Genomic DNA, 19,271 nt, shown 5'->3' with positions numbered 1-19,271 from the left:
CCCTGTCAGGCATGGCTTAAGTGTAACAGTTTTTTAATTGCGCTAAAAAAATATTGCCGACAGCCTTATGATCATCGCGGCGATCAGCTATTTGATAGGGGTTATGCTGGTCCAGCAACTCCCCGATATGACCGGGGCGGGCTATCTCTTGTTCCTCGTGCCCGTATTCGGCTTTGCGTTATGGCGGCGCCATTGGGTCGTGGCATTCATCCTGTCAGGGTTGTTCTGGGGAACCGGTTTCGCGCTGATCCGTTTACACGACCGGCTGCCTCAGGCGCTGGAAGGCACCGATCTGAGAATCACCGGACGGATCGCCAACCTGCCTGACGTAGGGGATAAAAACTTACGCTTCGATTTCGCGATCGCCGAGTCGCCGCCGGAATTCCCTTCGCGGATCCGGCTCACCTGGTATCGACCGGATCGCCCGGTGAAAGCCGGACAAACCTGGACTTTTACGGTCAAACTGAAACGCCCGCACGGCACCCTCAATCCGGGCGGTTTCGACTACGAGCGCTGGCTGTTTACCGAAGGCATCGGCGCCACCGGTTACGTGCGAACCCGCCCGCCACCCGTGTTGATCAAAGAAGCCGCCTACGCCAATGTGCCCGGCTTGAGACAAAAGATCGCCGACCGGCTGAACGGACTGTTGACCGGCTCGCCCAGCCTCGCGCTGCTGCAGGCACTGATGATCGGCGACGGCAGCCGGATCACGCAAGCGCAATGGGATATTTTCAGAAAAACCGGAACGACGCATCTGATCGTGATTTCCGGTTCGCATATCGGACTGATCGCGGGCTTTGTCTATTTTCTGGCGCTCAAAGGCTGGGCCCTGACCGGCGTGTTGCGCTGGCCGCCGCCAAGAATCGCGGCGCTCGTAGCACTAATTGCGGCCGTGTTTTATACGTTTCTCGCCGGTTTTGCGGTCCCCGCGCAACGTGCGCTGATCATGCTGGCCATCGCGATGGCGTCGGTGATCGGGCAGAGGAACAGCAGGCCCATCGATACCCTTGCCGCCGCTTTACTCGGGGTACTGATCCTCGATCCTCTCGCGGTCCTATCGACCGGCTTCTGGCTCTCATTCTTTGCGGTCGGACTGATCCTGTTTGCGGTCGCGGGCCGCCTGGCCAAACCGAAACCTTTCGGCGCGGCGGTCAAATTACATGGGGTCACATCGCTCGGGCTTGCGCCTTTCCTGTTGTTCTTTTTCCAGCAAATCACTTTTATCGCGCCGTTCGCGAATCTCCTGGCCGTGCCGGTGATCAGCCTGGCCGTGTTGCCTTTGGCCCTCCTCGGCCTGTTGCTCCTGCCGCTATCCTCGACGCTCGCCGGCCTGTTGCTGTTGCCGGCCGACTATATCTTGCGGAGCTTGATGTGGCTGCTCAATTTAATGGCGCAAATTCCGGCCGCAACCCTCAGCCATTCCGCGCCTCCCTACTGGGCGCTGCTGACCGCGATACCAGGCGCCTTCTGGCTGCTCGCGCCGTTCGGAACGCCTTCGCGCTGGTTGGGCGTGATAATGATAGCGCCGCTGATTTTCACTGCCCCCGCCCGGCCGGCGGTAGGCGAAATCAGGATGACCCTGCTCGATGTCGGCCAGGGACTTGCGGTCGGCATACAAACCGCCGGCCACTGGCTGGTGTACGACACCGGCCCGCAGTTTTCTCCCGAGAGCGATATGGGGCGCAACGTGGTACTGCCGTATCTACACAGCCGGGGGGCAAACAAGATCGACACACTAATCGTCAGCCACGGCGATAACGATCATATCGGCGGCGCGCGCTCGATTTTGCGCGCGCTGCCTGTCGCACACCTCCTGACCGGCGCGCCGGAGGGCCTGGCCGAATATGCGCCTGCCCTCTGCAAGGCAGGGCAAAGCTGGCGATGGGATGAGGTGGACTTTACGATGCTCGCACCCGAACGGCTCGACCCGGCAACCGACAACAATAATTCCTGCGTGTTGAAAATCCGCTCCCGAAACGGCGCCATTCTGTTGGCCGGCGATATCGAAGCCGCCGCGGAATCCCGGCTGGTCGACCGCTACGGGTCTGCCTTGCGCGCAGACATTCTGGTCGCCCCCCATCACGGCAGCAAAACGTCTTCGACCCAGGCATTTTTAGAGACTGTAAAACCTCGATATGTCTTGATTCCCGCAGGCTACCGGAACCAATTCGGCCATCCCCACGCTGGCGTACTCGCGCGCTACCAGAAAATCGGGGCAAAATGGCTAAAGAGCGCCGACAGCGGGGCCATTCTGGCCGATCTGTCCGCACACGGCCTCACCATAAAAACGTATCGGGAACTGGATAAGAAATATTGGCGGGCCGGAAGCGAATAATTTCCGCCGCCAAGGTCAGGACTGGCGTTTTTGCAGCACATTCCAAAGCGAACGCACATTCGATTCGGGCGACGGCAACAATAAAGTAATGGTGATTTCCTCAAGCGCCGCAGTCAGCGAGACGAAAGCCGCGATCCTGAGCGGCCAGACGGTGCCGCCCAAAAACAGAATGAACAGAGAAACGCCGACCACTACCGCGGCCGCCTTGACCAGCCAGGTATGGTAACTGGTGAGCCTGCCGAACTTGATCATGCCGGCTGCAGGCGGGGCAATGCAACTGCCGACGATCATCAGGACATACAGCCATTCGCGCATGACCAGATCGGGCCATAGCCAGAAGCTGCAGACCGCGATCGTCATATAGGTCAGCAAATCGGCAAAACTGTCGAGCGTGGCACCGAATTCGGTCACCTGCCCGGTCAGGCGGGCCGCAAATCCGTCCAGTACGTCGCTCAGAAAAACCAGCGCCAGAAGACTTATGAAAGCCCGGTCATGGCCGGACCAGGCAAAAGCCAGCAAGCCGGGCGCCGCGACGAAGCGGAAGCAGGTCAGCAGATTGGGAAGAGTCCATAAGGACCGGAAAAAAGGTTGATTGCCGTTCATAAGCTAAATGACGCCGCCAACGGGGCATGATCGGAAAGCCTGCGCCATGGCGCGCCCGCCAGACGTTCGCACCCGACCGGAGTCAATCCGCGGAAATAAATCCGGTCCATCGGCAAAAGTGGCATCCAACACGGAAAAGTCCGCGCATAATCGCCATGCGTCACATGAAAAACCTCTTTCAGCCCGAGGTGCCGTTCAAAATGCCGCTCCGCCTGGCTAAGCCAGTCGTTGAAGTCGCCGGCGACGATCAGCGGCGCGTGATGCGGTACATATTGATCGATCCGCTCGCTCAATCGGTCAAGCTGCGCGCGCCGCTCGCGGCTGGTCAATCCGAAATGTATGCACACGATATGCACCTCCTCGTCCGTGTCCGGCATACGGATCACGCCGTGCAGCATGCTCCGGCTGGCCCACGGAAACGGCGAAACATTGATGTTTTCCCAGTTGACGAACGGAAAACGGCTCAAAATCGCGTTGCCGTGGTGACCTGTCTTGTACACTGCGTTCTTGCCGTAAATATAAAACGGCCATACGCCTTCGGCGATAAACTCGAATTGCGAAATCGCCGGCCAGTCTTCGACTTCCAGCGCATGAAGATGGTGCTCTCCCTGCATTTCCTGCAGAAACAACAGGTCGGCTCCCGCCTCTTCCAAGGCTTCTTTCATCTGATGCAGAACGAAGCGCCGATTGCCCGGATTAAAGCCCTTGTGGATATTGTAAGTTAAGGAAACTCTGAATAAGTCCTACGCCTGGGATAAAATATCCGCAGCTTGCCATTTTCGATAGGTGCCCGCCATGAAGCAACTCGGACTCAGTGCCCCGCTGTTCGTGAAGAAACCGAAACAGACTCGGCGGCAGCAATTTCTCCAAGAGATGGAGCAGGTAGTGCCTTGGAGTTTGTGGGCGAGCCGGATAGCGCCGCACTACCCGACAGCGGGCCGAGGCCGCCGCCCCTTTCCCTTGGCGACGATGTTGCGCATTCACCTGATGCAGCAGTGGTTCGGCTATTCCGATCCGGCGATGGAGGAAGTATTGCACGACATGCCGCTGCTGCGCGAGTTTGCCGGGCTCGATGCGGGCGAGGACGCCCTGCCGGATGAAACCACGATCCTCAAGTTCCGGCATCTGCTGGAACGCCATCAGTTAGCACAAACCCTATTTGATGAAACGGCGGCGCTGTTGGCCGAAAAAGGCCTGTTGCTACGGCAAGGCACGATCGTCGATGCGACATTAATCGCTGCCCCGCCGTCCACCAAGAACCGGGCGCGCAAACGGGATGCCGAGATGAGTTCGACCAAGAAAGGGAACAATTACCACTTTGGGATGAAGGCGCACATTGGGGTCGATGCCGAGTCGGGGTTGGTGCATACTGTGGAGATGACCACCGCCAAGGTGGCGGATGGGGTCATGACGGAGGCGTTGCTGCACGGCGAGGAACGGGTCGTGCTGGGCGATCGGGCCTATACCCGCAAGGACCGGAATCTAGCGGCGGATCGCCTGGAAGGCGAGCCGGTTTGGGCCTTTCCGTTCAAGCGGGGGAAGGGTGAAGAGTTGCCGGTAGAGCAAGCCCTTCACAACCACATGCTGGCGCCGTTACGCGCCATGGTCGAACATCCGTTCCGGATCGTCAAGCGCCAGTTCGGCTATACCAAAGTGCGTTACCGGGGGCTGTTCAAGAATGCCCAACAACTCTACTTGCTGTTTGCCCTGGGCAATCTTTATCACGTTCGGCAGGCGCTGCAGCCGACCTAGGGAGACCTTTGTCCTTCGCCCTGGAAAACCGAGAACACTGAGTGAAATCACCCCGATAGCGGGCGCTGCCGGGAAGGATTTGCCCATTTTCGGCGAGGTGCCACGGATGTCGCACGGTGTCGCTTATAAAAACCACTTATTCAGAGCTTCCTTAAGACCTTCAGGCCCGGTTTATTCATACTCTCCGCACCGCGGAAGAACTACGGGTGTTTACGCAAACGCCATTTGACCAAAACAGGCGAAAGCCATTCTTCAATCAAGTAAAAAGCACCCACTGAAATCACGATTTCAAGCCAGCCGATGCCCAGGCTCGATTTTACCATTAACAGCGGAAAAAGCGACTCGGGCACCGTATCGAGGCCGCGCACATGGCTGCCTTCGGCCATGCCTAACCGCCTTTTGCAAAAACTGGCCAACAAATCGCCACACAGAGTGCCGACCGCGAATAATAGACCGGTAAGCGGACCCTGTCCCAACAGATAAGCAGCCGCAGGCGTTGCCGCACAGGCGGCGAATAGGCCGCGCCATGTTTTGGCCGTGCCGAACAAAGGATGACCATCGCTTAACCGAAGGCCGCCATCTATCGGCTTCATGGCATAGGAACCCGCTAGTGCACCCAGCAATACCGGGGCACCGTTCGCAGCCAGAAGCAGAAACACGGCGTCAAAGATAACGCTCGAACTTAAACTGTCCACTGTATAGCGAAAACGGGATGCTGAAATGAGTTCGACCAAGAAAGGAAACAATTATCACTTTGGCATGAAGGCGCACAGTGGAGTCGATGCCGAGTCGGGCCGGGTGCATACGGTTGAGGTAACCACCGCAAAAGTGGCGGATGGGGCTATGGCCGAGGCGTTGCTGCACGGCGAAGAAAAAGTTGTCGGCGGTGCCCGGGCCTATACCCGCAAGAACCGCAATCTGACGGCAGGTCAACAGGATGAGCCGGCGTGGGCTTTTCCTTTCAAGCGTCAGAAGGACCGGCGGAGCAAGCCCTTTACAACCGCCTGCCGGCTGCGTGCCGTACCGTAGTCGAACACCCCTTCCGGATCGTCAAGCGCCAATTCGGTTATACCCACGTGCGCTACCGAGGACTTTATAAGAATGTGCAGCAACTGTATTTGCTGTTTGCCCTCGGCAATCTTTACCACATCCGGGAGGCGATGAGGCCCTCCTAGGGGAACGTCCGTTCCGTGCCCTGGTAAAAACCGGGATGAAGGGTGAAAAAGGCCATCAAGGAGCAGTTGCTCGGAGAAAATCGGCCAGTTTTGACTCCTAACCCCGGCAGGGGGCCCAATTCTGGAAAACTCACTTATTCAGAGTTTCCTTAAAGTAAGGATCTCGGCGAAGACCGTTACTCTTATGATAAAGTGAAAACATGAGCATTCCCCCACTTCCAACCAATGCCGAACTTGATACCGACAGCGCTTTAATCAGTTGCGAAGGGTTGCGCCAGCATCTTGATCGTCCCGATTTGGTCATCCTGGACGCCACCTACTTTTTACCGAGACAGCAACGGAGCGCTCTTGCAGAATACCACCGCCAGCATATCCAGGGCGCCCAGTTTTTCGACATCGACGACATTGCCGACCAGACTCATCCTCTTCCGCATACTCTTCCCAGTGCTGAACAATTCGGGCGTCAAGTGGGTCAGTTGGGTATCGATAACCAGACTTGGATAATCGTTTACGACCGTCACCACTTTTTTGCCTCGGCCCGCGCCTGGTGGATGTTCCGAGTATTCGGGCACGACAAAGTCAAAGTCCTGGATGGCGGTTTAACCCGATGGAAGCAATTGGCGTTTCCGTTGACTGACAAAAGAAAAGCCCCGGTCTATAAAGCCTTTCATGCCGTCTTTCACCCCGAACTGCTTGCCGATTTAGCGCAGATGCGTGAGATTCAACAGCAAGGCTCCGCCCAAATTCTGGACTCCCGTTCCGCAGACAGCTTTATGGGTCAACGGCCACAGCATGAGCCCGGCCTTCAACCGGGCCATATCCCTGGCAGCTTCAATATTCCCTATCAACATTTGTTCAGGCCGGATGACCATCGATTACGGCCGGTTGACCAACTGAGACAACTCCTGTCATCGACAATGGTAGAGTCTTCCAAGCCAATAGTGACCAGTTGCGGCTCGGGTGTTTCAGCGGCAGTCTTGCTTCTGGCGCTGTATCAGGCGGGTATTCATAAGATTCCGTTATTCGACGGCTCCTGGGCCGAATGGGGGAGGCGCAAGGATGTGCCGATCGCGCCTCGGTAATCAATAGACTCTGGGATTTACATTCATCCATGAAAAAAATGCCCGTATCCGCGCCCATGACCACCGATAGCTCCGCCCCCATCCTCTCCGTGCGCGACGTTAACAAGGTCTATGCCGACGGTTTCCGGGCGCTCAACCACATCAACCTGGACATCCGACGCGGCGAGATATTTGCCTTGCTCGGACCCAATGGAGCCGGCAAGACGACACTGATTAGCCTGATCTGCGGCATCGTCAAAGCCACGTCCGGAACCATCTTCGCCGACGGGTACAATATCGTGCGGGACTACCGCGCGGCGCGGGCCGCCATCGGCCTGGTACCACAGGAACTGCATACGGATTCGTTCGAGTCGGTCTGGGCCACCGTCAAATTTAGCCGTGGGCTATTCGGTAAGTCACCCGACGCGGTCTATCTGGAAAAAGTCCTGCGCGATCTGTCCCTGTGGGACAAGCGCAACGCGAAAATCATGACCCTTTCCGGCGGCATGAAACGCCGCATGCTGATTGCCAAAGCCCTCGCGCATGAGCCGGCGATCTTGTTCCTCGATGAGCCGAGCGCCGGCGTGGATGTGGAGTTGCGCCACGACATGTGGCGCCTGGTACGCAAACTACGGACGCAGGGTACCACGATCATTTTGACTACCCATTACATCGAGGAAGCAGAAGACATGGCCGATCGGATCGGCGTCATCAACCAAGGGGAATTGATCGTGGTGGAAGACAAAGAAATACTGATGCGCAAGCTTGGCAAGAAGCAGCTTACCCTGACTTTGCGGCAGCCCCTATCCCGCATTCCCGCCGGGCTCAACGCTTGGCCGTTAACGCTCTCCGACGACGGGCATGCCCTGATTTATCACTTCGACGCCCAAAAAGAAGAAAGCGGTATTGCCGCGTTGTTGCGCACGCTCAATCAACACGGCATCGATTTCAAAGACTTACGCTCCCGCGAGAGTTCACTGGAAGACATCTTCGTCAGCCTGGTACATCAGTCCAAGCAGGAGCAGACATGAACCTCTACGGCATCCGGGCCATTTACCATTTCGAAATGGCGCGCACCTTTCGTACGCTGGCGGAAAGCATCGCCGCACCTGTGCTGACCACCTCGCTGTACTTCATCGTCTTTGGCAAAGCCATCGGTTCGCGCATGGGCAACATCGACAGCGTCAGTTATGGTGCCTTCATTATCCCTGGGCTGGTCATGCTGAATTTACTGAACGAAAGCATCGCCAATGCTTCGTTCGGGATTTACATGCCCAAGTGGTCGGGCACGATTTATGAGCTGCTCTCGGCACCGGTTTCTTGGATCGAGGTGCTGATCGGTTATGTGGGCGCAGCGGCGACCAAGTCGGTGATGCTGGGCCTGCTCATTCTGGGCACCGCGCGCCTTTTCGTACCCTACGAAATCGCCCATCCGGGGTGGATGATCGCCTTTCTCTTGCTGACGGCGGTGACTTTCAGTCTGTTTGGCTTCATTATCGGGTTGTGGGCCGATAATTTTCAGAAACTCCAGGTGGTACCGATGCTGGTCGTCACGCCCCTGACTTTCCTGGGCGGCGCATTCTATTCGATCAAGATGCTGCCCCCGTTATGGCAGAAGATCACGCTATTCAATCCCGTGGTGTATTTGATCAGCGGCTTTCGCTGGAGTTTTTACGGTGTTGCCGATGTACACGTCGGCATGAGCATTGGCATGATAGCGGGCTTTCTGATCCTCTGCCTGACTTTTGTCTGGTGGGTGTTTAAGACGGGGTACATGAATAGAAATTAGATAAATGAAAGGGGAAAAGCGAGATAAATGGAAATGAAACGAAATGAAGAGGGATAAAACGGAACGAAAAATAAAAATAATTTGCGCAGAGCGAAAATAAAAAAATCAGCGCACTCGCCCCTCAAAACGGGGTCTTCAGGGCATGAACCAAGCCCGGATCAAAAACATCCCTTGCAACGCTCGAAATCCATAGACAATAGCAGAACTCACAGCGCGGCCTGGATATGATCGCGAATGATGTCCAGAATCTCATCCCGATCGTCATCCGACACGCCCAGAAACGGCCGCTCCGGAATATGCCGCCGCGGATCGCCGAATTGGTGCGTGGCGCCGTACTTGAGGATCGTGCCGAACAGCAGCTCATCGGCCGAGACATCAGCATGCAGCGATCTCCGCAAATCACCCTCCAGCGTTAAAATCTTGTCCTGGTTTTTCGGCTTGCGCGCCTGGTAGCCGGGTGATAATTCCTTCCACGGCTCGCCGTCCGGCGCAACCTGTCGACCAAAGCGTTCGTCATGACTTCTGGTCAAATACTCGCCGATATCCGCAAAAACGGGCTCCAAATCGCCCGTAAACGCCGTATCGTGCTGCTCGCGAACCAGATCGTTCCAGCGCTCGGTCGGGACCAGCTCCTTAGCCCGCCAAAAGGCAATTTGTTCCTTGAACGGCAGCGAACCGTACCGGACACCCATTATCGCAGACTCGGACGCGTCGTCATCAACGCCCCTCGCTCACATCGCCCCGGCCGGCCAACTCCGCCGCCAAGAACGCTTCGGCGAACACCGCCGCCAGCGCTTCTTTGCCCCAGGCCGGAAATATCCCCGCGAGCCGCTCCCGCACATCCAGCAGATCGGCGGACGAATGCAGCACGCCGCGCACCGCCTCCATCAGCCCATCGACCGCCGGCTGCGCGGCGCGCTCCAACAGGTCCACCATTTCACCCGGCGGATCGTCGAGCGGACGGGCTTCTGCAAATTGCGCGGCCGGATTATCGGCCTTCCGCCCGGCGTTATCCGGCCGGGCGGGCAGACGGGTTGCCAGAGCTACCGGGTCATTTGTGGAGGTAGAGGTATTAGTGTCGGGTTTTGACCGTTATGAAAAGCTTTGCATAACGGCCATAAGTTGCCGTTGATTGTTCTGCAGCCTTGCCATTCGAATGACCGCTTCATTCTGAAACCTGACGGGCAACCTATGCGTGCAACTCGACCTTATCGGGCGTTCATTAGAGAGAATACCCGCCTCAAGAACGACCGCTTTCTTAGTAGTCGGAGGCTTCCTCATCGCTTTGTCTCGTTCCCAACACCCATTCGGTCACCGCATAACTTAGCCCAGCCTCCCGAACTGCGTTTTTAGCCGCCTCAATCAGAGGTTCCGAGGCGGTTTCACCTTGATTCCTCTCCTCACTCTGTTCTACACCTCGGATTGGAACCCCATCCAGCTTGGACTCTGCGATCTCACTAAAAAGCACCTCAGCACCTTTAGGGGCCTGGCCAACAACACCGATAACTCCCAGACGCATATTCGATTCCATGGCATTATGAGACAGACGTTCAAGGATTTTCCTTGAGATCTTACCAATAGCAAGTATCTGAGAAGGTTTCTCCCGCTTTAGAAAATCATCTAATTGATCATCTAGAGCTTCGAGTGACTTAGGGATAATCCTTTTTTCCATTCCGCTATCGAGGTCCATGATACCCAAATCAACCAGTTCTGAAAGCAAGCCACCCTCATCATATCGCGTCTCTTTGCTGAATTCAGGATCCCGATACAACGGATCCGGGGTATCGAAAACATTACGAACCAATCCGGCCAATACAATTGGCGATGGAAAGCGCTCTCCTCCTTCTACTGTTCGCTCTTGCTGATACCCGACGATTGCTGTCCCCACAGCCAACACAGTTTGGGATGTTCCGACAAACAGGATTCGACGCTTGGACTCAACGGCCAATCCGGCTGCAACAGAGGCAAGATCCATTAAGTAAGGATCAGCGTCTGCATCAGGTCCTACTAGAATCATTAGGGAATTCATGGGTTTACACCATTGGCGAAGTTATGGATTGAACCGGGTAACTGATATGGTCCGCGAAGCAGAACAATGGCCAGCTGAGCGAGCCAGTCGAGTTCCTGATTCGCCCGTGGTGGAAGATGCTGGTGCTGTCCGGCTAAAATTCTAAAATCAAAAGTACTTTTAAAAGAATAAGTTAAAGCGATATTGTGCAATTCTGACAAGTTTCCTGGTCTTCCACTGGGATAGACGAGAGCTGTTTTACCGCGAGCGGAGAGAGCATATGTTCCATTCCCTAGTTCCTGGAATCCAACCCCTTTTGACTGAGAGGTTTTCCGCAATAATTCTTCATAAAAGACTCGACGAGCAATGGAGTTGATAGTGTAACGCCGAGCGATAAAGTCAATAACAGTCCCTAAGTCTGAGATAGAAAGTTCCCCAGAGGATGGTTGGGTTCTAACATTCATGCGATCTGGCGACTGAGGGCCCGCAGGAAGGAGTGGAGCACCGTCTACATTCAATGCCATCAGGCCTAGGTGATAATGGCGCGCAAAGGCAATCTCCCATCTAGTCCAGCGGGACTTAGCCAAGTTTGGACTCTCAAGCAGCAGTACACATCCTTTGTCTGCTAGTTCCTCGGCAATTTCCTGTGGGAAAAAGCGGCCTGGCGTTCCCGAGAATCTGTCAAGATACACGCGATAGCCACGCTGAACTAGAGCATGGTGGATCTGGTCAGCAAGATTCTTGGTGTCGTCACGGCGATAGCTTAAGAAAAGCTTTCGTTCTGCCCCCACTTGGATCCAACGTAGAATATCGGTGGCAAGCCAGGCGGCGTTACCCACATCAGCCAGTCGGTTCATGCTTTGAAGGCTCTTCGGTAGAGAAGACCCACCTGCACTAGGAGGCAGAACCGGAATGATGATACCGTTTATTCCTGCCTGCTGTTTCCAATCCAGAGCAAACTGCTCAACATGATTGTTCAGCGAAGTACCATCGGTCATCAAAACGAGGATATGTTGGCACGAGGGCTCCCTCCAAGCCATACAACTCATTCCGTCTTCCCATCTCCCTCGCACTCCCGGACCACCACACGGACTGGTTCCAACCGGAAGGCTCAGCTGAGTCTTAATGGAATTAAAGACAGCGACGGTTTTTAACTCGACGCTAGGCTGGCATGAAAGCAAGTGGATATGAATGGGACGGCCGAGCCCTGGAACGGTATCTTTTAGACAAACGTTGTTTGTACCACTTCCTATGGGATGGTTCATCTGTAATACAGTGTTCCGAGTCATCGTACGGCCTCATTAGAGCTAATTGAAGACGATAAAGAGGTGAGCCAAACGCCCGCGGTAGGTGAAAGGCCGCCATAAGCCGACGAGCAACCTCCTCACCAAGTTTCTTCAAATTTTGAATCTGTTTGGCATTGTCCATCTCCCTCATATTTTTCATGTTTTCGTCTGGGGTGGTCATCCGAAGTAGCTCAAGGGCCTTACCATCCAGCGGGGAATCATATCGCAGATAGATTAACCCAGCTGTACCATGTAGTAGGTCAGTCGATAAATTACCAACTTCAATGTCTATTTCTCTTAACTGTAGGGCTTTTTGACATTAGCTGCAACAATAAATAGCTCGGAGAATAATTGGGCTTCGCTGATTAACATATCTGGTATCGCTTTTGCCCAGCTAATACCACCTTGTTTAAGGAATGAAAATGTCCAATGCCCCTACTACACATCCCAGAACCCTGTTCCTAATGGAAACCAACAGCAAATTATCGGCCCCCATTTCCCCTGAAAGGGGTAGCCCTTTAGTCGTGTAGGTCGGGCACGCGCTTTTTGCGCCCGACATTTCCAAGGCCTTGAAAGATGGCAGGGTTTCAGACCCGCGCAATATTCCGAAGCAGGATCGCCACATGATCGTCGGGCAACGATAAAGCGGTTGCCCGACCTACAGGGCTTTTTCGTTAAAAATACGGTGTAAAGCCGTGGCCAGAGTTGAAAAAATATCCATCGCTGTTCCTCTTTGTCTAGGATGTTAATTGATCAGAGGGTTAAACAACGAATACAGGCTTTAAGTTTCTTAAGTTGATGCATATGGGGTACGCACCGCGTACCCTGCCCTACGTGAGCACCGCTAACGAAATATGCGTTGACGTTCGCGCGATTGTTAGCCCTAGTTTTTTCGGCGCTTCAATTCAAAGTCAATTAGGCTTATGTAGTAGTTAAGGCGCGGCAATGCATGGTGTACTGCGAACGCAAAAATATAGATAACGAACATTGCAACGGCTACAAGTACAGCAACTTGCTGGGAAGTTTTGCTTGCTGCTGCAAAATATAGCGTAACCAAGCCTGGCAAAACACCTGTTTTATCGATCACTCCGACAAAGATACCTATGCGCTGAGATATTGCCAGATGCCCCACTTCAAGGCTTCGCTTTACCATTTCCAATGAATCGTTGCTAAATTTCTTAAGCTCTGCAGCCAACATCATTTCATGAGCTGATTCTTCCACAAGGCTGTTTATGAATATTATCAATGGGTTTTTCAAAAATTGCAGAATTGACCCCTTGTCTGCATAGAGCTCCAAAATTTGGACAGCTATGATGCCAATATACCCAACCAAAGTTAGCACTAGAATTATGAATTTAAGCCACTCGTTAGGATGAAATATCCATCCTACAACCGCCAAAGACAATGCCAAAGCGAATGGGATCAAGATATAGCGTTTTCCAATTCGCTTTGATTCTGGATGGGCAAGCTTCGGAATTTCAAAAAGCGGAGAAACGATAGCGTTCTCTTTTTTTTGGAGAAGTTTGTATAGTTCATTCACTTCTTCGTCGAATTTGGCGGTATTACTGCGGTCCACAATTGCTCCTTTTAGCTAGCAGGTAGGTTGGGTTAACAGCTTTATCGGCAATAGCTCTGCCCATAGACCACCCTTGTGGTGGCATCCATGCAGTCGTCGTTAACCCAACACATCGCTGTACCCAATGTTGGGCTGCAAAAAGCGCAACCCAACCTACGCGACTATTGATTTAAACCGGCTCTGCGTGCAGCCGGATACCGAGCGCTTTGCAAACCTTCACGATCGTGTCGAACCGCGGCTGCGCATTGGGCCGGAGCGCTTTGTAAAGCGACTCGCGGCTCATGCCGGCGGCGCGGGCTATGTCCGTCATGCCTTTGGCGCGGGCGATATCGCCCAGGGCGGCGGCCAACAAAGCCGGATCATCTTCTTCCAGAACAACGGTAATGTATTCGGCAATCGCCTGATCGCTGTCGAGATGCTCGGTGATGTCGAATTCCGGTAAGTCTGCAATGTTAATTTTTTCGGCCATCGTTCAATCCTCCAGGGTAGCGGCCAATTGAATGGCGTTCGCGATATCGGCGGCCTGACTGGATTTGTCGCCGCCTCCCAGCATCACAATCAACACCTCGCCGCGTTGTACATAGTACATGCGCCAACCCGGACCGAAATGCTCGCGCATTTCGAACACGCCGTCGCCACCGGGCTTAACGTCGCCCAAATTGCCCAACGTCGCTTTACGCAGCCGGGTAGCCAGGCGACGGCGCGTCAGGCCGTCTTTCAGGCCGCTCAACCAATCGCTAAATTGCGGGAGTTGTTTGATTGTGTACATAAGGCGACTGTAGCCAAACGATTACAGATTGTCAAGGACTAGCCAGATAGGTTGGGTTAACGGCCTGCGTAGCCCCCAATTAGCGAAGCGTAATCGGAGGAATGCAAACCTCGAATTCGTACGATTACGCTTCGCTAATCGTACCTACTACGGTCCTGTACCCGCAATCGGTTATGTTGATTCCCTTGAGCGCATTGACTGCCGGCTCCCTGCCTTTCAGCAGACCGATAACAACATTCGTATCCGGCAAATACTTAATCCCACTCATCACGCATCGCCTTTTGAATTTCGAGCGGGTCGCCTTGAAATGAAGGGGACCTCGCCAATACGCCGGCAAAATCGGTTATCAGATCGCCCTTGTCGCGCATGACGTTTGCATGCTCTACCAAGGCCTTCTTGACCAATTGCACCGCGCCGATATGTTCCTGCTCGGCCAGTCGCGCCAAGAGTGTGGCGGTTTCGTCGTCTAACTCTAAAGTCATCATGGTTGTTTCCTCTTGTTAATGGGAATAATCTCGCCAGACTCTTTCAAGACGCCAGCCGCCAGCATTGCGCCGGTAGCTCGTTCGACTGATTCCCGAACCGGATCAAGGTCCAGCCGGGCATAAATGGCCGCCTTCGATGGCGACTTGTGGTTAAGACTTTGCCGACAATCGCCAAGGATGCGCCGGTTTTGGCTTGCCAACTCCCCAGCGTGCGCCGCAAGTCGTGAATCCGTAGATTATCAATGCGCGCCCGATCCAGCACGCGCCACCATGCTTTCTTGGGTTCGACGATATGCCCGGTTGCGCCGGTGCCGGGGAAAACCCAGACTGCATGACAGCCTTGCCGGTTGCGTAGGATTTCCACGGCTTCCGGGGATAGGGTGACAGTCTGAGGCTCGCCGTTCTTAGTGGTCGGGATTCGCCATTCGGCCCGCGCCAGATTGATCTGGACCCACTCCATTTCCAGAACATTGGAGCGCCGCGCTCCGGTCAGCAGCGCCATCAAAAAGTAATCGCGGAAGGTGTCGTTCGGTTCCTTCGCCAGGGCCTTGAAAAACGCGGGCAGCTCGTCCGATTGCAGAAAGCGGTCGCGCTTGGTTTCGGGAAACTTCTTGATGCCGTGCGCCGGATTTGCGCCTTTGAACAGCTTGCGCTCGGCGGCATAGCCGAACAGGCTCGACGCCATTGCAATGACGCGGTTCGCCGTCGTGGGATGTTCCTTGCCGATCTCTGCATGTAACTTGCCGAAGTCAGTATCTTTAAACTGCGACAGTTGGCGCTTGCCCCATTTTTCCAGGTACAGGGCAAAGTCGTAACGGTAACTGCGCTTGGTTATCTCGGACAGAAACGCCCCGCGCTTGTTGCGCCGATGTTTCAGAAATTCATCGAACAGCTCTTGCAGGGTGGTTTCGGTCTTTAAGGCTCTGGCGTCGGTATTGGGGTTGATCTTCTGCGCGATTAACGCGCTCAGTCGCGCCGCTTCCTTTCTGGCGTTCTCGATGGACATATTAGGGAACTTGCCGATAGTGACACGCTCCGGCTTGCCATCTACGCGTTTTTGAATGAAGAACGTCTTCGTATTGCCCGAGTGCCGAAGTTGCAGCCCGGTTGCGTTCTTGTGGGTGTCGTGGTAAACGATTCGTTCGCCGGGTTTTGGCTCTCTCAGTGCTTCGAGTTTTGGCTTGGTGAAGTCGAAATGCGTTGTCATGGCTGCCTTTGCGTCGATTTCTGGTTTCGGTATTTCTGCGTAAGGCCCGTAGATTTCCTTACACATGAAGTTGACGGCGGATTGATGCAGCAAAGCCGTTGAACGATAAAACAGCAGGTGCAGAACAATTATTTCTAAACTAATTCCGATATCTAATTAACTCCAATTGAATTCCCTTCCAAGCAACGGCCAAAGCTTCTCATTATAGGGTTTAAAAAATTCACTAAGTTTAGATAAACTTTCTTCATCCGGCGGCGGCAATACAATAGGGTTCTCGTTTATTTTATTAGCGAATACAGGACTCTCAAAACTAGGCAAACCGACGAATTCATAAATTTGGTTTAAAAAGCGATTGCTATCAAAAAAATAGTTCGCTACGTCCAACACCAGTACATTGTCGCGACCAAAACAATCCATCCAGTAACTTACAGCTTTCCAGTAAATACTCGTTTGCAACGGATCAAAGTAAGTAGCTGTATACATTGGATATTCTGGAAATACTGAGAGCGCTCTATCAACATAGGCGGAAAATGAGCTCAAAAACGGCAGCTCCGCAGCATGTTTGTTTCCGGACAAAAACACCTCCCACTTCCACTGCGAATAAACCCGTTTAACCGGATCCCTCAAGGTAAGCACAATTTTGGTATTGGGTTGCACTTGCGACAGTCTATAAGTTACATCCATCTTATGAAGATAAGGCGCAAGAAATGGAGACAGCGCAAAACCGTGCCGGGCTGCATGGTCTTTCTTCTGCCGCGTCGTTGGATAAAATATTCGCCATTCCTCAGGATCGGGCCTATAAAACTCCTTGGCTAACGGCACCATGATATTGGGGTGCAGCAGGATGTTGACCGCCAAGTCACTGGTGCCACTTTTTATCGCTCCGATAACGCAAAAATCCGGTAACGTACGCTGGCCGTCGAGTTGTCTCAACAGCCTTCGCCAACCTGGCGACTCTCCAAAATAATGAGGAAGAAATTGATATTCCAGTAGCTTGGCAGCATATTGCAACTTCGAAGGCAACTCGTGGCCAGACATATAGCCAGTGCGCATGCGCCAGTACTCAGACTCCAGTTGATAAGCCCGGGACAACCTATTTCTTTTGCGCTCAATTGCGGCAGCATCCATTTACTTACGCCTTCATCATCAAATTCAAGGCAATAGACCAGATTGACGACACTATTTCCACAGGTGCAACCATCTTCATGATTTGGAATCAGGTCGCATCACCAGTAATCGATCCGACCACAATCCAGACAATTCCTCCCAAGCCTGCACTTGCTGTGCTTTTGAAAAACCCAGCATAACCATAAGCTGACCTACGGATTGTTCTCCATCCGCCGCTTGCAATATCTTGTACCCTACTTCCGACAAGGCATGCCGCCGTGCGGAATCGTAATTCCAGACCAGTGCATAACTAAAACCGCGTTTGCTTTGGCTGATGTAGCGATCTTCTCTAAGCAATACTGCGGCTTTCGGCAAGCTGACGATTAAACCGGCCATGTCTTCAGGCTGCCAGTCTTTTTTACGAACCAAATAATCGCCCACGACCAGATAATCCAATCCGGACGTCAAAAAACACACCACTGCATCGTCTATGCTATCGACAATAGGCTCTGCATTGTTATTGAACGAAGTATTAAGCAAAATCGGGATGCCGGTTTTGCGACCGAAGGCGTCGATCAACTCCCAGTAGCGAGGATTGCTCGCCTTGTTTACGGTTTGCAGCCGGGCGCTGCCGTCTACGTGGGTGATGGCAGGCAATTGCTCACGCCATTCCGGTTTGACGTTCAGCACGAAGGACATAAAGGGAAAATCGTCCCGTTCTCCCGGCACTTCGAAGAAATCCCGCACCCGCTCTTCCAGGATCGACGGCGCAAACGGCCGGTAACCTTCGCGCATTTTGATCATGGCATTGATCGTCTCCTTGTGCGAAGCGACACGCGGATCGGCCAGAATACTGCGGTTACCTAAAGCCCTGGGGCCGAATTCGGAACGCCCTTGCACCCAACCGATCACCGCCCCATCTATCATCAGATCGGAAACCCGCTCAGAACGATTGTTCATCTTCTCGATATGCAAAAACGTCCGCCAAGCCGCCAAAGCGTCGCCGACTTCATCGTCATGAATCGGCGTTCCCCAATACGCGTGAGCAACGCGTGCAAAAGGCAACGCCGGTTGTACCTGGTGGGCGACATAAGCCGCAGCACCGTAAGCGCAGCCGGAATCGCCGGCAAAAGAGGGTATAAAAACATCCTCAAATAAACCGGAACAGAGAATCTTGCCATTCATGCTGCTGTTTTGGCCGACACCGCCGCTGATTACCAAGCGAGTGTGGCCAGTGGCTTGCTGAAAATGGCGCAGAATATGAAAAACAATAGTCTCTAACGCTTCTTGCAAGGCCGCTGCGATATCCATGTGGACTTGACTAAACGGCGCATCCTTTTTCCTAGGATTCAATACGTTGAACAATTCAATTACGCGATCTCGATGCAACGAATAATCGCCGTTTGGCAATAAGGTATACAATCGCCGAAATTGCTCCTTATAGATTTCACTACAGCCATAAGGCGAAAGCCCCATGACTTTATATTCATCAAAATGACTATAGCCAAGAAAACGTATCACTTCCCAATATAAAAGCCCTAACGAATCAGCAGCAGGCTTACTCAACAAACTATCAAAGCGCTTATTGCGAACATCAATGACATTGGTCGCCAGTTCGTCGCCGAGTCCATCTATGGTCAACACCAAGCTGTCACGAAAACCCGACATATAATAAGCTGTTGCCGCATGCGTAGTGTGGTGGTCGACAAATACAAGCTGGTTATCCTTTAAACAGTAATTGAATTCACGATAAAACAAATAATTAAATAACTTATGCGTATCTGCAACTTCAGCTAGCGCTGGATTGTTTAGTTGTTGCTGTTTTAATACCTTATTTAAAATATCTTCATTGGAATAGACTGCAATATAATCTATATCTTCAAGTTTTTTATTTGCCTGTTCCAAGCAAAATCGTACTGCGGATACCCATATTTTGTTGGTATGTTTAATACGAATCAGCCGCTCTTCCTCAATTCCGGCAATAACATTACCATCTTGTATTAATACTGCTGCGGTATCATGATAGGCGTTTTCAGACAACCCAAAATACGCATCAAATACCGTGTCGCCGCCACCATTTAAGCCAAGAACAAGCATTATATTTTCCTTAAAATTAAA

General features: G+C 53.2%; 19 protein-coding genes and 1 pseudogene. 6 read left to right on the top strand and 14 right to left on the bottom strand.

Annotated features, from left to right (window positions below):
• Positions 1-67: 67 nt before the first annotated feature.
• Positions 68-2,335, top strand: coding sequence for a DNA internalization-related competence protein ComEC/Rec2 (locus tag METAL_RS06375; RefSeq protein WP_005370729.1), 2,268 nt, complete (start codon positions 68-70; stop codon positions 2,333-2,335).
• Between the two features lie 15 nt (positions 2,336-2,350).
• Here METAL_RS06375 and METAL_RS06370 read toward each other — a convergent pair whose 3' ends face one another.
• On the bottom strand, positions 2,351-2,938 hold the full coding sequence (locus METAL_RS06370) for a CDP-alcohol phosphatidyltransferase family protein (protein ID WP_005370728.1): 588 nt from the start codon (positions 2,936-2,938) through the stop codon (positions 2,351-2,353).
• Entirely contained in the window at positions 2,935-3,603 is a 669-nt protein-coding gene (locus METAL_RS06365; RefSeq protein WP_005370726.1) for an endonuclease/exonuclease/phosphatase family protein, read from the bottom strand. Before METAL_RS06365 ends, METAL_RS06370 begins: the two co-directional genes overlap by 4 nt.
• Positions 3,604-3,733: 130 nt before the next feature.
• Between METAL_RS06365 and METAL_RS06360 the strand changes: the two genes are divergently transcribed.
• The gene (locus tag METAL_RS06360; RefSeq protein WP_005369880.1) at positions 3,734-4,690 is read left to right on the top strand and encodes an IS5 family transposase; all 957 of its coding nucleotides are present in this window, start codon (positions 3,734-3,736) and stop codon (positions 4,688-4,690) included.
• Positions 4,691-4,890: 200 nt separating this feature from the next.
• On the opposite strand, the gene METAL_RS06355 is transcribed toward METAL_RS06360, so the two are convergent.
• A complete protein-coding gene (locus METAL_RS06355) occupies positions 4,891-5,424 on the bottom strand; it encodes a CDP-archaeol synthase (protein WP_245549484.1) in 534 nt (177 codons plus the stop codon).
• On the opposite strand from METAL_RS06355, the pseudogene METAL_RS06350 reads away from it, so the two are divergent.
• The 4 genes and pseudogenes from METAL_RS06350 to METAL_RS06335 all read left to right on the top strand — a co-directional run.
• A pseudogene (locus METAL_RS06350) lies at positions 5,396-5,865 on the top strand (transposase); the annotation flags it as partial. The gene METAL_RS06355 and the pseudogene METAL_RS06350 sit on opposite strands and share 29 nt — an antisense overlap.
• Before the next feature lie 200 nt (positions 5,866-6,065).
• On the top strand, positions 6,066-6,947 hold the full coding sequence (sseA, locus tag METAL_RS06345) for a 3-mercaptopyruvate sulfurtransferase (protein ID WP_005370725.1): 882 nt from the start codon (positions 6,066-6,068) through the stop codon (positions 6,945-6,947).
• 29 nt (positions 6,948-6,976) lie between these two features.
• Positions 6,977-7,957: an ABC transporter ATP-binding protein gene (locus METAL_RS06340; RefSeq protein ID WP_245549483.1), complete on the top strand. Its 981-nt coding sequence runs from the start codon at positions 6,977-6,979 to the stop codon at positions 7,955-7,957.
• Positions 7,954-8,715: an ABC transporter permease gene (locus tag METAL_RS06335; RefSeq protein ID WP_005370722.1), complete on the top strand. Its 762-nt coding sequence runs from the start codon at positions 7,954-7,956 to the stop codon at positions 8,713-8,715. The genes METAL_RS06340 and METAL_RS06335 overlap by 4 nt, the downstream gene beginning before the upstream one ends.
• Before the next feature lie 206 nt (positions 8,716-8,921).
• On the opposite strand, the gene METAL_RS06330 is transcribed toward METAL_RS06335, so the two are convergent.
• From METAL_RS06330 to METAL_RS06280, 11 genes are all read right to left on the bottom strand, one after another.
• Positions 8,922-9,407: a phage virion morphogenesis protein gene (locus METAL_RS06330; RefSeq protein WP_005370720.1), complete on the bottom strand. Its 486-nt coding sequence runs from the start codon at positions 9,405-9,407 to the stop codon at positions 8,922-8,924.
• Between the two features lie 25 nt (positions 9,408-9,432).
• A complete protein-coding gene (locus METAL_RS06325) occupies positions 9,433-9,651 on the bottom strand; it encodes a DUF935 domain-containing protein (RefSeq protein WP_005370718.1) in 219 nt (72 codons plus the stop codon).
• Positions 9,652-9,973: 322 nt separating this feature from the next.
• Positions 9,974-10,732: a hypothetical protein gene (locus tag METAL_RS06320; protein ID WP_213069473.1), complete on the bottom strand. Its 759-nt coding sequence runs from the start codon at positions 10,730-10,732 to the stop codon at positions 9,974-9,976.
• 8 nt (positions 10,733-10,740) lie between these two features.
• A complete protein-coding gene (locus METAL_RS06315; RefSeq protein ID WP_213069472.1) occupies positions 10,741-11,721 on the bottom strand; it encodes a toll/interleukin-1 receptor domain-containing protein in 981 nt (326 codons plus the stop codon).
• Positions 11,722-12,892: 1,171 nt separating this feature from the next.
• Positions 12,893-13,585: a hypothetical protein gene (locus METAL_RS06310; protein ID WP_005370713.1), complete on the bottom strand. Its 693-nt coding sequence runs from the start codon at positions 13,583-13,585 to the stop codon at positions 12,893-12,895.
• Between the two features lie 169 nt (positions 13,586-13,754).
• Positions 13,755-14,054 carry an addiction module antidote protein gene (locus METAL_RS06305; protein ID WP_005370712.1) on the bottom strand — a complete coding sequence of 100 codons (300 nt, stop codon included), beginning with the start codon at positions 14,052-14,054 and terminating at the stop codon, positions 13,755-13,757.
• Positions 14,055-14,057: 3 nt separating this feature from the next.
• Positions 14,058-14,354: a type II toxin-antitoxin system RelE/ParE family toxin gene (locus METAL_RS06300; RefSeq protein WP_005370711.1), complete on the bottom strand. Its 297-nt coding sequence runs from the start codon at positions 14,352-14,354 to the stop codon at positions 14,058-14,060.
• 254 nt (positions 14,355-14,608) lie between these two features.
• On the bottom strand, positions 14,609-14,839 hold the full coding sequence (locus METAL_RS06295; protein ID WP_005370709.1) for a hypothetical protein: 231 nt from the start codon (positions 14,837-14,839) through the stop codon (positions 14,609-14,611).
• 43 nt (positions 14,840-14,882) lie between these two features.
• The gene (locus METAL_RS06290) at positions 14,883-16,046 is read right to left on the bottom strand and encodes a tyrosine-type recombinase/integrase (RefSeq protein WP_005370708.1); all 1,164 of its coding nucleotides are present in this window, start codon (positions 16,044-16,046) and stop codon (positions 14,883-14,885) included.
• A gap of 156 nt (positions 16,047-16,202) precedes the next feature.
• Positions 16,203-17,174 (bottom strand): sulfotransferase domain-containing protein, encoded by a 972-nt coding sequence (locus METAL_RS06285; RefSeq protein ID WP_005370707.1) that lies wholly within the window; start codon positions 17,172-17,174, stop codon positions 16,203-16,205.
• Between the two features lie 75 nt (positions 17,175-17,249).
• Positions 17,250-19,250 carry a carbamoyltransferase family protein gene (locus METAL_RS06280; protein WP_005370706.1) on the bottom strand — a complete coding sequence of 667 codons (2,001 nt, stop codon included), beginning with the start codon at positions 19,248-19,250 and terminating at the stop codon, positions 17,250-17,252.
• Positions 19,251-19,271: the final 21 nt, after the last annotated feature.

It is taken from the genome of Methylomicrobium album BG8, assembly GCF_000214275.2.
In the GTDB taxonomy this organism is placed as follows: Bacteria; Pseudomonadota; Gammaproteobacteria; order Methylococcales; family Methylomonadaceae; genus Methylomicrobium; species Methylomicrobium agile.
The sequence above is the reverse complement of the archived record's forward strand: the minus strand, read 5'-3'. Positions and strand labels throughout refer to the sequence as shown.

Coding starts and splice junctions, on each gene's coding strand:
- METAL_RS06360 (WP_005369880.1), top strand. CDS start 3,734: ATGAAGCAACTCGGACTCAGTGCCCCGCTGTTCGTGAAGAAACCGAAA.
- METAL_RS06280 (WP_005370706.1), bottom strand. CDS start 19,250: ATGCTTGTTCTTGGCTTAAATGGTGGCGGCGACACGGTATTTGATGCG.
- METAL_RS06375 (WP_005370729.1), top strand. CDS start 68: ATGATCATCGCGGCGATCAGCTATTTGATAGGGGTTATGCTGGTCCAG.
- METAL_RS06320 (WP_213069473.1), bottom strand. CDS start 10,732: ATGATTCTAGTAGGACCTGATGCAGACGCTGATCCTTACTTAATGGAT.
- METAL_RS06325 (WP_005370718.1), bottom strand. CDS start 9,651: ATGGTGGACCTGTTGGAGCGCGCCGCGCAGCCGGCGGTCGATGGGCTG.
- sseA (WP_005370725.1), top strand. CDS start 6,066: ATGAGCATTCCCCCACTTCCAACCAATGCCGAACTTGATACCGACAGC.
- METAL_RS06290 (WP_005370708.1), bottom strand. CDS start 16,046: ATGACAACGCATTTCGACTTCACCAAGCCAAAACTCGAAGCACTGAGA.
- METAL_RS06365 (WP_005370726.1), bottom strand. CDS start 3,603: ATGAAAGAAGCCTTGGAAGAGGCGGGAGCCGACCTGTTGTTTCTGCAG.
- METAL_RS06285 (WP_005370707.1), bottom strand. CDS start 17,174: ATGGATGCTGCCGCAATTGAGCGCAAAAGAAATAGGTTGTCCCGGGCT.
- METAL_RS06300 (WP_005370711.1), bottom strand. CDS start 14,354: ATGTACACAATCAAACAACTCCCGCAATTTAGCGATTGGTTGAGCGGC.
- METAL_RS06370 (WP_005370728.1), bottom strand. CDS start 2,938: ATGAACGGCAATCAACCTTTTTTCCGGTCCTTATGGACTCTTCCCAAT.
- METAL_RS06295 (WP_005370709.1), bottom strand. CDS start 14,839: ATGATGACTTTAGAGTTAGACGACGAAACCGCCACACTCTTGGCGCGA.
- METAL_RS06305 (WP_005370712.1), bottom strand. CDS start 14,054: ATGGCCGAAAAAATTAACATTGCAGACTTACCGGAATTCGACATCACC.
- METAL_RS06340 (WP_245549483.1), top strand. CDS start 6,977: ATGAAAAAAATGCCCGTATCCGCGCCCATGACCACCGATAGCTCCGCC.
- METAL_RS06330 (WP_005370720.1), bottom strand. CDS start 9,407: ATGGGTGTCCGGTACGGTTCGCTGCCGTTCAAGGAACAAATTGCCTTT.
- METAL_RS06335 (WP_005370722.1), top strand. CDS start 7,954: ATGAACCTCTACGGCATCCGGGCCATTTACCATTTCGAAATGGCGCGC.
- METAL_RS06315 (WP_213069472.1), bottom strand. CDS start 11,721: ATGACCGATGGTACTTCGCTGAACAATCATGTTGAGCAGTTTGCTCTG.